18 protein-coding genes and 1 pseudogene are annotated in these 12,023 nt (G+C 38.1%); 4 read left to right on the forward strand and 15 right to left on the reverse strand.

Going from position 1 to position 12,023, the window contains the following annotated elements; all coding sequences use genetic code 11:
* From PVV68_RS08430 to ssb, 7 genes are all read right to left on the reverse strand, one after another.
* Nucleotides 1-715: phage terminase large subunit family protein (locus PVV68_RS08430; protein WP_273782881.1), on the reverse strand; the 715-nt coding region annotated here is incomplete at its 3' end.
* Nucleotides 708-1,289: a hypothetical protein gene (locus PVV68_RS08435; RefSeq protein ID WP_273782883.1), complete on the reverse strand. Its 582-nt coding sequence runs from the start codon at nucleotides 1,287-1,289 to the stop codon at nucleotides 708-710. The genes PVV68_RS08430 and PVV68_RS08435, both read right to left, overlap by 8 nt.
* Before the next feature lie 360 nt (nucleotides 1,290-1,649).
* Nucleotides 1,650-2,240: an antA/AntB antirepressor family protein gene (locus PVV68_RS08440; RefSeq protein ID WP_273755814.1), complete on the reverse strand. Its 591-nt coding sequence runs from the start codon at nucleotides 2,238-2,240 to the stop codon at nucleotides 1,650-1,652.
* Nucleotides 2,241-2,557: 317 nt separating this feature from the next.
* Complete coding sequence (locus PVV68_RS08445) at nucleotides 2,558-3,142, reverse strand: hypothetical protein (RefSeq protein ID WP_273782885.1); 585 nt, start codon at nucleotides 3,140-3,142, stop codon at nucleotides 2,558-2,560.
* A complete protein-coding gene (locus PVV68_RS08450; RefSeq protein WP_273757171.1) occupies nucleotides 3,139-3,465 on the reverse strand; it encodes a hypothetical protein in 327 nt (108 codons plus the stop codon). Before PVV68_RS08450 ends, PVV68_RS08445 begins: the two co-directional genes overlap by 4 nt.
* A 327-nt stretch (nucleotides 3,466-3,792) precedes the next feature.
* Nucleotides 3,793-4,341, reverse strand: a complete 549-nt coding sequence (locus tag PVV68_RS08455; protein WP_273782886.1) for a hypothetical protein — start codon at nucleotides 4,339-4,341, stop codon at nucleotides 3,793-3,795.
* A gap of 11 nt (nucleotides 4,342-4,352) precedes the next feature.
* Nucleotides 4,353-4,808 carry a single-stranded DNA-binding protein gene (gene ssb, locus PVV68_RS08460; RefSeq protein ID WP_273757173.1) on the reverse strand — a complete coding sequence of 152 codons (456 nt, stop codon included), beginning with the start codon at nucleotides 4,806-4,808 and terminating at the stop codon, nucleotides 4,353-4,355.
* 236 nt (nucleotides 4,809-5,044) lie between these two features.
* Here ssb and PVV68_RS08465 point away from each other — a divergent pair, with 236 nt between their 5' ends.
* On the forward strand, nucleotides 5,045-5,236 hold the full coding sequence (locus PVV68_RS08465) for a hypothetical protein (protein WP_004859817.1): 192 nt from the start codon (nucleotides 5,045-5,047) through the stop codon (nucleotides 5,234-5,236).
* A 65-nt stretch (nucleotides 5,237-5,301) separates the two neighbouring features.
* Nucleotides 5,302-5,730: a type II toxin-antitoxin system HicB family antitoxin gene (locus tag PVV68_RS08470; protein ID WP_273754092.1), complete on the forward strand. Its 429-nt coding sequence runs from the start codon at nucleotides 5,302-5,304 to the stop codon at nucleotides 5,728-5,730.
* A gap of 43 nt (nucleotides 5,731-5,773) precedes the next feature.
* On the opposite strand, the gene PVV68_RS08475 is transcribed toward PVV68_RS08470, so the two are convergent.
* The 7 genes and pseudogenes from PVV68_RS08475 to PVV68_RS08505 all read right to left on the reverse strand — a co-directional run bounded on the left by PVV68_RS08475 (nucleotide 5,774) and on the right by PVV68_RS08505 (nucleotide 10,136).
* Complete coding sequence (locus tag PVV68_RS08475; RefSeq protein ID WP_273754094.1) at nucleotides 5,774-6,052, reverse strand: hypothetical protein; 279 nt, start codon at nucleotides 6,050-6,052, stop codon at nucleotides 5,774-5,776.
* A complete protein-coding gene (locus PVV68_RS08480) occupies nucleotides 6,049-6,786 on the reverse strand; it encodes an antA/AntB antirepressor family protein (RefSeq protein WP_273782887.1) in 738 nt (245 codons plus the stop codon). The genes PVV68_RS08475 and PVV68_RS08480 overlap by 4 nt, the downstream gene beginning before the upstream one ends.
* A 562-nt stretch (nucleotides 6,787-7,348) precedes the next feature.
* A pseudogene (locus PVV68_RS08485) lies at nucleotides 7,349-7,657 on the reverse strand (hypothetical protein); the annotation flags it as partial.
* 175 nt (nucleotides 7,658-7,832) lie between these two features.
* The gene (locus tag PVV68_RS08490; protein WP_273782888.1) at nucleotides 7,833-8,246 is read right to left on the reverse strand and encodes a hypothetical protein; all 414 of its coding nucleotides are present in this window, start codon (nucleotides 8,244-8,246) and stop codon (nucleotides 7,833-7,835) included.
* Complete coding sequence (locus PVV68_RS08495; protein ID WP_273782889.1) at nucleotides 8,230-9,357, reverse strand: DUF1376 domain-containing protein; 1,128 nt, start codon at nucleotides 9,355-9,357, stop codon at nucleotides 8,230-8,232. Before PVV68_RS08495 ends, PVV68_RS08490 begins: the two co-directional genes overlap by 17 nt.
* Nucleotides 9,347-9,667, reverse strand: a complete 321-nt coding sequence (locus PVV68_RS08500) for a YdaU family protein (protein ID WP_273757178.1) — start codon at nucleotides 9,665-9,667, stop codon at nucleotides 9,347-9,349. The genes PVV68_RS08495 and PVV68_RS08500 overlap by 11 nt, the downstream gene beginning before the upstream one ends.
* Nucleotides 9,660-10,136: a crossover junction endodeoxyribonuclease RuvC gene (locus PVV68_RS08505; RefSeq protein WP_273757179.1), complete on the reverse strand. Its 477-nt coding sequence runs from the start codon at nucleotides 10,134-10,136 to the stop codon at nucleotides 9,660-9,662. Before PVV68_RS08505 ends, PVV68_RS08500 begins: the two co-directional genes overlap by 8 nt.
* A gap of 129 nt (nucleotides 10,137-10,265) precedes the next feature.
* On the opposite strand from PVV68_RS08505, the gene PVV68_RS08510 reads away from it, so the two are divergent.
* Nucleotides 10,266-10,973 carry a hypothetical protein gene (locus PVV68_RS08510; protein ID WP_273757180.1) on the forward strand — a complete coding sequence of 236 codons (708 nt, stop codon included), beginning with the start codon at nucleotides 10,266-10,268 and terminating at the stop codon, nucleotides 10,971-10,973.
* Between the two features lie 425 nt (nucleotides 10,974-11,398).
* Here PVV68_RS08510 and PVV68_RS08515 read toward each other — a convergent pair whose 3' ends face one another.
* Nucleotides 11,399-11,737 (reverse strand): hypothetical protein, encoded by a 339-nt coding sequence (locus tag PVV68_RS08515; RefSeq protein ID WP_273782890.1) that lies wholly within the window; start codon nucleotides 11,735-11,737, stop codon nucleotides 11,399-11,401.
* Nucleotides 11,738-11,820: 83 nt separating this feature from the next.
* On the opposite strand from PVV68_RS08515, the gene PVV68_RS08520 reads away from it, so the two are divergent.
* A partial coding sequence (locus PVV68_RS08520; RefSeq protein ID WP_273782891.1) for a helix-turn-helix transcriptional regulator occupies nucleotides 11,821-12,023 on the forward strand: 203 nt, incomplete at its 3' end.

The following is a 12,023-nucleotide window of genomic DNA, read 5'->3' on the forward strand; positions in this document are numbered from 1 at the left end:
ACGCATCACAAGGGACATTGTAATATCGCTGGTCTCCTAGCACAAAATCCTTGGCGATACGGCTTGTGTCACGGTGTGTTGGTGTAGACAATTTAAAAATCTTTCTCTGCACAAAGGTTGAGGTACGTTTTTCGGCAATCATCACCGGATCACCTTCGTTATCCACACTGAGAGGATAGGCGTCCACCTCATCTAAAATCAGATAACGAATAGGCATGGAACGCAAACCAGCTGCACTGTTTGCTCCTGTAAGCATCAATGCACCACCATCAAACTCTTTAGAAAACATGGTATTCCCGCTGTCACGTGCTCGCGCTGGAGCTATACGTTCACTTAAAACTGGACTCGCCATAATCATGGGATCAAGCCGCGTCTTTGAAAGCTTCTTGGCTGTCTCAACCGTTGGCATCACATAAAGGGCAGGTCCCGGACTATAATGAATGGCATAACCGCAGAAGTTCAATCCTGCTTCTGACATGCCGATCTGCGCGCCTTTCATGACAATGGTTGTTTCAATAGGTTTGTGAGAGGAAAGGTTATCCATGATTTCGCGCAAATAGGGGGTGCGTTTTGTTCTCCACAATCCTGGTTCAGCACTTGCTACGGTGCTAAGGTATCTATTCTTATCCGCCCATTGAGAAACCGTGTAAGGTGGGTCCGGTTGTCTTGCATCATTAGCATTGGCAAAAAATTCTTTAACAGCATTCTCATCCATTATTCGTTTCTTGCAAGTTCTCTAACTCTGGAGAATGAGGATCATGAAAAGGCACTGGAATATTAACCGCCTCAAGCAAAGCGTTTCTCATATAATAATCGATAGCCCCTATTAGGTTTGCAGTATCACATCCAACTTGTGCGGCAATGCTTGCTCCAAAGCGGTGAGGAAAATTCAACATGGCGTCACGGTGTGCTCTTCCAAACTCACGGGCGGCTCTCTTTACTTCTTCACGGTCAACCGTTGTTTCGCGTAAGCGTTCAAGGGCAATCTTTTCGCTTTCAAGGGCAACTTGCATTCGCTCCAGTTTAATTTTGTATTCATTGGCTCCATCTGTGGAGGCTTGTTTGATCTTTGTCCGCACCTTTCCATCAGGCGCTAAAAGTGAAGCAGGGCGCTTTGTTGGATTCTCATTCCAGATAGCTGTTGCAAGCGCTTCATTGACAGAACCATCTTCAAAAAGAGCTGCATCAAATTTACCTGTCTTTATCCGAGAAACCACCGCATTATGTGAAACACCCATCTTCTTCGCAAACGCACGAACCGATATCCCATCACGATGCTTCTTATTCATAGTTGCTCCTTGCCTTGATTTTTTTCCCATCTTGAGGAATGGGGTTTTCGGCGTACCAAGAAAGAAAGCTTTACGTCACGAACTGAAAAACAAGACTTAATACGATAAGGAAATACTTAACACATTAAATTCGTTATTTATCAATATGTTATGTGTACAATGTACAGTCAATTTGAAAATTCTGTCGCTAGCGATAGTTTGCGCTCGTCCGCCCCGCAACGAAGCCAACCCGCTGGGAAGTACCTTTTGCATTGATTTTATTGTATTTTTTCTGGAATAGGAGAGGCATAATTGGCAATCTTCTTTAAATTAATATCCTCCCCACTCTGAAAGCAGGGAAGATGAGATCATATTTTAAATCTAAGCGGCTTTCGTAACAGATTTTGCTAGAACCTGTTTTGCTTCCTTAATGAGAGCTTTGTATTTTCTGTTTTCTTCATCTACTCTGAAGGCATCAAGAAGACGAACATGAATTGGACCCAGAAGATACAAAACTTTTTCACCAGCGTTCATACCTTCCCAATAACTTGGCAAATCAAAGCGTGTATCATGGTCATAATCAACAGCTTGGTTTCTCAGTTTCTTTTCACATTCAATAAAGTAACGGCGTGCTTGACGTCCTTTCTCGTTACGTTCCACCATTGAGAGCTCTTTCGCCATGTCTAAAGTGATGTGATATTCTGTACTTGGACGACCGCCTTTAGGTTTTACTAAATTTTTAGTAAAACTCACAACGCCTTGATTTTCCTGAAAGGTATTAGGTTTTACTCTTTTTTGAGTAAAACTCACAAAGTCCTGATTTTCTTGAAAAGAATATTCTTCAATCCGTCGTGAAATCCAATCGTTGAAGCGTATATTAACTTCTAAAAACGTATGCAACTCGCGTGCGTTAACAGTTTGAACAGTTTCTTGTCCAATGATTTGTTCTTTAATTTCTATGAGAGTGTTCATGTGAACTCCTAGTTGTTAGATGTTTTTGATTGACACTCTAAGAAGAGTGCCGGGTGCTCAAAAACACGGCAACTAGCCCGTCGTTATGCTTTCCCCGAAAGGGTGTTATATGGCATAACCACACCCGACAAAGCTATTATATGCGTGTAGCATACAATGAGTCAAAGCTTTTAAATTGCGGAAAATTAGTTATTTCGGCAACTAATCCGCTAGTTGTTATAAGGTGTTTTTGAGGCACCTGACTTGACGATATACTTTTTCCGTGAATCTTGTCAAGAAAGAAAATCTCAGTGTATAGCAAACATAGCTTAAGAACATTATTTAGCTTTCTTATTGGCAGCGTATTCTTGACGAGCAAGTTGTCTCTGTATGTTTTTGGTTAGTCTTTCATTGGCATATTGTGCAATAGCATTTGCAATTTCTGGCTTGGACATCACTTTAGCAATTGATGGTCCTTCTTGTTTTGCAATGGGGAATTTATCGCTGTCCACTCTTTGAAAAACATGACCGTTCATTTTTTTCAATTCAACACGCTTTGGAAAATTCCCCCCCTTGATAAAACCATGGGTCAAGATTTCTTTTTTTCCAAACATTGTGTAAGTTACACCGCGTTTTGTTTCTTCTGCTTGAAAAAATTTAAGAGGTATTGGTGTTCCAGAACCAATGATATCTGTCTCAAGAAACCTTGCTGTCGCCTTTTCTTTAATATAAACACCTTTTTTAACACGCTTTGGTTGGGCTGATGAGAGGTCGGCAACTTGCTTCTCCGTAAAGCGCTCGACTTGCTTTGCTGCGGTGTTTAGAGCATTACGCAAAGCCCAATTAAGGCGTGGTGCTTGAAGACTGGTGAAGGTATCCTTCACCTGTTGAAGATACCATTCTTGATGGATAATTAATTTCAATTTTTAAGCTTTTTAGCAGGAGGTGTTGATGGCTTGGAAACTTTAGGTGTTTTGGTCTGTTGAAGTGAAGTTTCTTCTGCACTTGGTTCAGAAGATGTTTGTACAACTTCTTTTTCGGTTGGTTTAGTCTGTTCAATTACCTTTTCAGATTTTATTGTGGTTCTACTTTCAACAAAGGGTTTTACGGCGTTTGCTCGTTTAAGTCGGGCATAGACTTGATTGGAAACTTCAACAAATGGATTATTGGGTGTTGATGGTTCAAAGCGAACAGTGCTTTTATTGTCTCCAACAACACACATTGGCTTAGTGATGACAGCTTTCATCATTGCTCCTTTTGAGTCATAATTAATGACATCATTAGTCAATTATTGATTTTTGTTATTTGAAAAATAGATTAGTCAGAATTCCCCAGAAAACAGGGCTTTCTAGCCGCGTTTCAAGATCACATTTTACTAAATTTTTAGAGGATATTTTTGAATTTTGGACGCAATTCGACCAGTACAGCAGCGTCATTAAATACGACTTTTCACATATTGTCAACAAAAAAATCAATATATTGTGTTTTTTTTATTTTTTTACCTAAATATGCTGCTTTACAAACAAATGATGCAAATATTCCGTTCCCAAAAATCGTTTATACGTTAAAGCATTTACCATTTATTTTTTGGATAAAAATACTTCTGGAGAGCATTTAGAGCAATACGCAAAGAACTAACAAGATGTGGTAATGTTTGATTTTCTATAACAAGATGTTGTATCGCGGCATAAAGATTATACTGTCTATAGAGGTGTTGTGCTTCTTTGATAGCCTCTTGCATGTTTGAAAACTGTTCTGTTGCAAATTTAATCCATTTTTCTTTTGCTGTCTCATCAGAAGATGAGGGCATTTTATCATAAACAGCACTTGGCAAACCTTTTGCACACGAATAGTCATTTTTCACTTCAAGATATTTTTGCGCAGCATCATATTGGTCTTGATTGATTTCGCCTTGCAAATAAAGCCGCCCGATATAGGTACCGGAAAGCGGATTTTTAGCCTCTTCTATGGTCAAGCCAAAGCGTTTGGCACGCATTTCAATTGCCAATTTATCCATGGGTTCATGCGGTGTTTTTGCTCGTGAGATACGTCCATTTGGTTCTCTGATACATCCTTTAATCCGTGGACGACCGCGTTTTGCACGTTTTTTTCTTTTTGTCATATTTTTTTCAATCAGAATGGTATGCTATCATTATTAATGAGTGCACTATGATCAGCAGCCCCTGAAGCGATAGCATAATTTTGAGAAGTAATAGGTGAAGGGGTAGGGGATGCCGATTGCTCTTTCTTTGCATCAAGCAACTGCAATTCCCCTTTATATTGTGATAAGACAATCTCTGTTGTGAAGCGGTCAATACCGTTTTTATCTTGCCATTTACGGGTTTGTAATTTGCCTTCTACATAAACTTTTGAACCTTTATGTAAATATTGAAGCGCAATTTTTGCCAAATGTGGATTAAAAACCACCACGGAATGCCATTCTGTTTTCCCTACTTTTTGATTGGTATTTTTATCTGTATAGCTCTCAGAAGTAGCCAACCGAAAATTGACTATTTCGGCACCAGAATTCATTGTTTTGCTTTCGGGATCAGCCCCTAAATAGCCAATTAAGATCACTTTATTCATCATGTTTTTAGTTACCTTAAATTTGTATTTTATACACATAAAATCTTATCATAAGTTAATTATTTTTTCAATTATTTCAGTTAATTAATCACACTTTTTTAAAGTATTACATTATAATTTTATTTGATAAACTCACTAAATAGCTGTGTTATAAAAAGACACGGCTTTTTTGTTCGATTTATTGTTGACTATCGAACCTTTTTGTGCGATATTCATTTTATGCAGAAAGGGGAGGCTAAATGAAACGAGAAGCACTGCTTAGAGAATTACGTAAAGAAGCCAGAAAAAGAGGCATTCATTACAGTGAAGCTCCTGATGCAGGTAAAGGGTCACATTATTTGGTAACTTTTGGAGATAAGACAACCGTTATAAAATCTGGTGAATTAACCCCGCTCTATGTGAAAATAATCAAAAAACAGTTAGGGGTATGAAGTTTTCTAAATGTTTTTATACCTCTCACAGAAGCACTTTCATAATAGCAAGGAGATTTAAAGATATGGAATATACTTATCAAGCAAAGTTTGAAACTGATCCAGATGGTGGTTTTGTTGTAACCTTTCCAGATGTACCAGAAGCAATAACAGCTGGAGAAAATAGAGCAGAGGCATTAGAGAATGCTGTTGAAGCGTTAGGATTGGCATTACGTAGCTATCCGATGCGTGGTTTGCCTCTCCCTATACCGCAGCAGTATAAAGGTCTTATAGAGGTAACAGTAGATGCGTGGAATGCTCTTAAGCTCGCAGTGGTAGAAGCTTTTAATGAAGCTCATATTACCAAAACAGAATTAGCCAATCGTTTGGGTAAGAAAGAAACTGAAGCAAGACGCATTCTTGATCTAAATTATCCAACGAAACTTCAAACACTAGAGCAGGCACTGACTGTTCTTGGTAAGCAAGTTGTGATTACAATCAAAAACGCTGCTTGAAATATCTTCCCCACCTTAAAGATGGGGAAGGGCATATTTTACTTTAAGCAACCTTTTTAATGGGGTTATCTAAATCTGGCTCGTAAGCACGCAACAAAGACTCTATAATCGGAGGTGGTCTTAAAGTTCCAAAATGTGTAATCATTGCCAAAATTTTCAGTGCATTTGGAGTTTCGTCTTGAAGCTTAAAAATTAAAGCTTTTTCTATCGCATCCATAGTCTCGATAAGAGTATTAAAAGCCTTATCTTCAATATCATCACGATCAGAAAACTGATATAACGCCATCCACAAATCGCATAAAAAGTCGATACTGGTATTCATTGTACACCTCCATGGATTTGCTCTCTTAAACATGCCAAACCTCTGGAGGTGATTTTTGTTGAAGGGAGGACCTTTTCTGTACCATCTGGTCTTTGAATGGTAATCGCAGGGCAATCCATAAAGCCTTTCTTGATTTTATCTTGATAGGGTAACAGCGGCGCCCCTGGAGCCCGTCGATAGACCCAATCATGTTTCCGCAAATAATCGGTTAAATCCTTTGGTCGTACCTCTAACATCTTTGCTGCTTCAATAAGACCGAACAGCCCATCAGAACGCTTTAAGCCATCCAGAGCTTGTGCTTTTGGAGTTAGTTCTGCAATCACATGATCTTTCTGTTCGATTTGACTTTGTAGATGATTCAAAACGCCAAGTAAGGCTTCGGGCTTGGAATAATCAATCTGTGGTGTTGCTACTTTTTTCAAAAGCCGTTCACATTTGATAAAGTATTGACGTGCTTCATGTCCTTTATCATTACGCTCGATCATCGAAAGGTGTTTAGCCATATCTAAGGTTAAGTAATATTCTTTACTGATAATATTTTTACGTTTCTCATTTTTGAGAAGGGTAAAAATGAAGTCACGATTTTCTTGAAAATTACATTCTTTAATACGACGAATAATCCAATCTGCAAATTTAGAATTAATCTCTAAAAATGCATGCAAATCACGTGCATTAACAGTTTGGACAGTTTCCTGATCAATGGTTTGTTCCGATATTGGAATAAGAGTGTTCATGTGAACTCCTATTGGTTAGAGGTTTTCTATTGACACTCTATGAAGAGTGCCGGGTGCTAGAAAACACGGCCAATAGTCCGTCGTTATGCTTTCCCTGCGAAGGTATTTTATAGCACAACCACACCCGACAAGATCTTTATATGCTACCACATATAATGAGTCAAAATCTTTAATGTTCAGAAGATTGATTATTTCGGCAATCAATCCGCTATTGGTTTAAGGTGTTTTCTAGGCACCTGATTCGAAAATACACATCACGGAAATAATGTCAAGACACTTTCTATAATCTTTTAATACTTTTGCTAATTTTGTTTCTGAATGTCGGGTGCTCAAAAACACGGTACCAAGTCCGTCGTTACGCTTTTCCCGCAAGGGTATTGTATAGCGTAACCACACCCGACAATATCATTATATGCGTGTAACATACAATGAGTCAAAGCCTTTAATGTGCGGAAAATAAACTATCTCGGTAGCTCGCCCGCTTGGTATTTAAGGTGTTTTTGAGGCACCTGATTCGACAATAGACATATTGTTGCCATATTGTCAAGCAGCTTCTGATCGTTTTTTTAATCTCTCTGTTAAGCTCATCTATCAACGCTTCAAAATTCAATACGCTCTTAGGCAAATGACCACCATATATCCATGCCTTTACTTGTGCCTTGGTACTAAAATCCGCATTTTCTGGTATGGTGTAATACTGACCACCATCAAATTTTTCACACTCTCTCCTGCCATCTTCATATTCGTAGAGGTTGTAAAAATACTCTGCTGCTCCATCTCCCCATGGTGCATATCCCACCGCTGTTGCAACAAACTCTTTTCGCATGGATTGTTTACGGATTGTTAAGAATAAATGTTTAAAAATGAACATGCTTTAATCCTAATTTTACCAATTGGTCTATTTGTCTCAAATTTGATCATACAGAGCGTTTTATATTGCAGATGTTGGATTTATCATAAAATCTTTAAATCGCTTTGTAAGGTGCCTTTTTGTCTATTTAAACGCATGTCTAATCGTAAAATGATCAGCACTTTTCACTATTTTGCTAACTTGCAATGTTTTTCACTGTTCTCCCAAGACCATTTAAAGTTTCTTCAAGCTCTTGCTTGTGAACAAGCGTTAGTGGTCTAAAATGCTCTTTCGCTGTTTTTTCTTTGAGTGCTTTCTCACGTGTGTTTTCAATTGCTCTACGTACACTTTCGGCTTTTGAAAGAAGGGTATTTTCTAGTGTCTGGCAATAAGCTAAAAGCTCTCCACAAGTTGGCATAAATGTTTTTGATATCCCAATTGCTTGACCAGTTACGATATCTTCGACGCCCTTTTTCAGAGCATATGCTGAAATGCGGTCCAGCATCATACCATAGGATAAAACGACGGCTTTGGCGTCTGTGTTCGCAGGGACTCTCATGCTTGAGAGTAGGAAAGAAGCTTGCTCAATTTGCTTAACTGAAGCTTTCACAGAGAGCAACGCTTGTAGACGATTGCAAGCATCTAAGGTTTGCGCTTCCTCCTGTTTCGTCAATGTATTCCCAGCTTTCAGCGTCAATGGATACCCCGGACTGATCATTTCCATAATCTTCTCCAGATGAGAGATGATCTCTGAGTTCGTTGAAGCCTTCTGCAAGCTGTTCTGTGAAAGTTTTCTGAGTGAATTTTCCATGATAACCACCTAACCGTTTTTCCTGTTCTAATCTTGCTTTTTTCTTTGCTAGCGTTCCGATAGGGCTTGTGACCCAATTGTACCAAGTCCTTTGCCAATCTCGTTTGTTTGCATTTTTACCTGGGTTTGCTATCCAGTAATTTGTGAACCGTTCGGTTTCTAACAGCGCCTCATCATGCGTTAATCCTTGATCGATTGCGTATTGCAAATTAGGTTCAAAATCCGCAGGCAATCGACAACCGCGATTAGCTTGCGCTCGTTTTGCTTTTTTAGGAACGTTCTCTTGCTCGTGAATGAGAGGTTGGTTGTCTGATGATGTTGCGTTTTGTTCTGAGTGGCTTTGGAGGGTATCAACCTCTGTTGGCTCTTCAACCAAATCGTTTGTTTCTAAATTTTCAGAATTAATTTCTTTTTTTGCTAAAACGATAGTTTTAGTTTTTTTATATATATTGTTAATGTTATTGTTTATGTGTTGTCGTGATGAAGTCATCATGATGTCATCATGACTTCGTGATGAATTCGTCATGACTTCATCATGTTCTCTTGATAAGTTATCTTTCTGCTTATTTCTCCTAGTATTTGCGGCTTTTATAGCTTTTTCTGAAAGTCTATTTAAATTCTCATTGCAATTTTTTAATTCTTCTTCGACTTGTGCACTCCATAAATTTCCGTTTTCTAATTGAAGAATTAATTTTTTTCGAATGAGTTTTTCTAATGACTTTTTAAAAGCTTGTATTGAGCAGCCGACGGCGCGTGCTAAAACAGAAGTGTCGTCATAAATTGGTTCCTCTGCTCGATACATAAAAGCAGTGAGAGTGCTATAAGTAGCTTTTTCTGTGGCATCAGTACCAGCAAAATCCATAATCCATTCTTGATAAAAATTACGTACCCAAGGCAATTTATTCGTCATAGTTGCCCTCCTGCTCTTGAGTAAAAGCAGCTTCTTTTAATTCTTTTTCAACACGCGTATTCCACAACCCATCATCTTTTTGGATAAGTTTATCATTTTTTATTAAGTATTCGACAATAGCTGCAAATTTTTTCTGCGAACAATTGCAAGCGCGTGCAAGCGTTTCAAAATCTGTTTTAAGTGGTGCTTTTTTTTCATACATGAGAACGAGAAGCGTCATATAAGCGCCCCTTTGCTCCAATGTCATTCCATTTGTACCACTTATCCAGTCATACAAATAAAATCTTACCCATGGCATACCATTAGACATGTGTACCCCCTTCTTTCTTTAAATATAAAATTGCCAAAGCATCTGCTTCGTTGTCATCTTTAGGCGTATGCCCTTTTGCACACACCGCTTTAATCATTTCTTCTTTTGAAGCATTACCCTTCCCTGTTGTCGCTTTCTTAATTGTACCAACTGGAATGCCTTCGTACGGTATCTGATGATGTTCACACCAAGCCGTTAAAGTTGCTAGAAAGCCACCGTAAACATGCGCTGCATCAGTCCCCACATGCCGGCGTACTTCTTCAAAATATACCGCGTCAATTTCATTAACAGATCTCTTTAGTTCAGAAAGCCACTTCTTAAAGCGCAGATAACGCATACCACCGCCTTCAAAACGGCGTGATTGAAAATGTTCTGTATCGCTTGTTATGTGACCATCAGCACCGCATATAGCCCAACCAGTCTTAGTCCCTAGATCAAGACAGAGAATGGTTTGTGCATGCGTGATCATAATCCCCCCTTAAGGTTGCTGTGTGTTTATGCGTGCGTTATGACAGAGCGCGTTGCGATTGCCTGTCTTGCAAAAATGTTTGTGAAAAAGTAACCTCCCAATGATTCTAAAAAAGTGGGGAGGGGACAGATGCAAGAATGGATAAATATATTTCTTACAGGTTTTTTGTCATTTATTGCATCTCTTTTAGTGGCACTTATTTTAAGACACAAAGACAAGAAAGGACTAGAAAAACAATTTATAGAACGCGACAAACAAACTGTAGCTCTTGAAAAGATTGCCATGTACTCAGAACAAAACGTGAAAATTTTATTAAAAGATAAAGATATACGTACTTTGAAAGAGCTACTACATATTGAAGCAGACTTTGATTTACTAGAAACAGAACAAGGTATTTCACGTATCGCTATAAGGATGCATATTACAAACTTAGCAAACCAAGCTATTGTAATGAGAAAGATAAAAATATCTGAAAAAAATCTCTTTAAATTTTGTATACGTGCTATTGTCTTTCCTAGATATCTTGATCCTTTCGGTGATATTCTTTCAATCATCAGAACAACTAATAAGCATGTTAACTTATATCTAGAAGATATAAAATCTAATACTAACCCAGAATTTGCTTCAAATTTATTTGTTATACCTGCCCACAAATACACTGCTTTTGATCTCCTAATAAATTGCCCCGAGGATCAAACTCAAAGCGTTGCGGATTTTACCCTTGATTACACATTACAAAAAAATCCAGATGAATTAATCACTGCTGATTTTTGGACATCATCAGCTCACACAAGGCAAACGTATAATAAAATTCTTCCTGGAGATTTTTTTCCATAGCTGCATTGCGTAGACATTCCTTTTGATAGGGGTCTATAACTTCTACATCTGCTACATGTTGTAGTGGAATAGTTTCGCCTGGACGGACTTTAAATGTAGGTGAGGTGAGGAAAAACCTTGGTTTGAACCTGTCTATTTTCGATGACATATCTTCCATTAATCGCATGTATTGTTGCAATATTTTAATCAGTGCTTCTCGTTCCTTAGTTGTTTCCATGAGAATTTTGAAGCACCTTTGATGTTGCTGAATAATGAAAAAGAATAGTAATAATATACTAGGGAGTATGACTAAGACGTTTAATATTCCCATTATTGTATTTTGGCTCATTGACTATCTCCATTCTCAATTTTCGTATTACAACCTATTAATCTACAAATCCGTGTGTAAAGTTTCTTCAATATCCCGTTTCTCATGATCTTTCTTCTTATGAGTGTGAATGGTGCTGCTGGTGTTCGTTATTATCTGTAGGATTGGCTGTATTAAACTTCTCCATTAGATGGCGCATATCTTTTTTAGATTTTGTCATTAGATGAATACCCCTATGGTATTTATTCGCATAATTATGAAGAAACCAATCTAATGTAACCCAAGATAGGCCTTTGGATTTAGACACTTGGATAATTATGTTCCAATATTTTGGAGAAATACTATTGCGGTCACGCATTTTACGCGCAGCTTCATAGCTACATCCGATTTCTTCAGCAAATCGGCGTATAGATCCCCAAGATTCAATCAAATTTTTGACACAAAAATTATTAACCATGGCAATAATAGTACATTACGTACAATTTTAAATCAAGGTAAAATAGTACACAATGAATGAAAAAAATAGTGGATAATGTACGAATGACTTATTTGCCAAAAGATAGACTTAAAATAGCACGTAAAAACGCTGGATATGCAACACCAAGCGAGGCGGCACGCGCTATACCAGCTCTTAATCAAAATACTCTTATTAGTCACGAAAATGGAAATCGTCCTGTTTCGCGCCAAAAAGCCGAGCTCTATGGACAAGTATTTAATGTAGATCCTGGATGGATTTTATATGG

It is taken from the genome of Bartonella sp. ML69XJBT, assembly GCF_028618515.1.
In the GTDB taxonomy this organism is placed as follows: domain Bacteria; phylum Pseudomonadota; class Alphaproteobacteria; order Rhizobiales; family Rhizobiaceae; genus Bartonella.

Bases quoted from the DNA above. Each gene is read 5' to 3' on its own strand.
- PVV68_RS08435 (WP_273782883.1), bottom strand. From the start codon at position 1,289: ATGAATAAGAAGCATCGTGATGGGATATCGGTTCGTGCGTTTGCGAAG.
- PVV68_RS08440 (WP_273755814.1), bottom strand. From the start codon at position 2,240: ATGAACACTCTCATAGAAATTAAAGAACAAATCATTGGACAAGAAACT.
- PVV68_RS08450 (WP_273757171.1), bottom strand. From the start codon at position 3,465: ATGAAAGCTGTCATCACTAAGCCAATGTGTGTTGTTGGAGACAATAAA.
- PVV68_RS08455 (WP_273782886.1), bottom strand. From the start codon at position 4,341: ATGACAAAAAGAAAAAAACGTGCAAAACGCGGTCGTCCACGGATTAAA.
- ssb (WP_273757173.1), bottom strand. From the start codon at position 4,808: ATGATGAATAAAGTGATCTTAATTGGCTATTTAGGGGCTGATCCCGAA.
- PVV68_RS08465 (WP_004859817.1), top strand. From the start codon at position 5,045: ATGAAACGAGAAGCACTGCTTAGAGAATTACGTAAAGAAGCCAGAAAA.
- PVV68_RS08470 (WP_273754092.1), top strand. From the start codon at position 5,302: ATGGAATATACTTATCAAGCAAAGTTTGAAACTGATCCAGATGGTGGT.
- PVV68_RS08475 (WP_273754094.1), bottom strand. From the start codon at position 6,052: ATGAATACCAGTATCGACTTTTTATGCGATTTGTGGATGGCGTTATAT.
- PVV68_RS08480 (WP_273782887.1), bottom strand. From the start codon at position 6,786: ATGAACACTCTTATTCCAATATCGGAACAAACCATTGATCAGGAAACT.
- PVV68_RS08495 (WP_273782889.1), bottom strand. From the start codon at position 9,357: ATGACGAATAAATTGCCTTGGGTACGTAATTTTTATCAAGAATGGATT.
- PVV68_RS08500 (WP_273757178.1), bottom strand. From the start codon at position 9,667: ATGTCTAATGGTATGCCATGGGTAAGATTTTATTTGTATGACTGGATA.
- PVV68_RS08505 (WP_273757179.1), bottom strand. From the start codon at position 10,136: ATGATCACGCATGCACAAACCATTCTCTGTCTTGATCTAGGGACTAAG.
- PVV68_RS08510 (WP_273757180.1), top strand. From the start codon at position 10,266: ATGCAAGAATGGATAAATATATTTCTTACAGGTTTTTTGTCATTTATT.
- PVV68_RS08515 (WP_273782890.1), bottom strand. From the start codon at position 11,737: ATGGTTAATAATTTTTGTGTCAAAAATTTGATTGAATCTTGGGGATCT.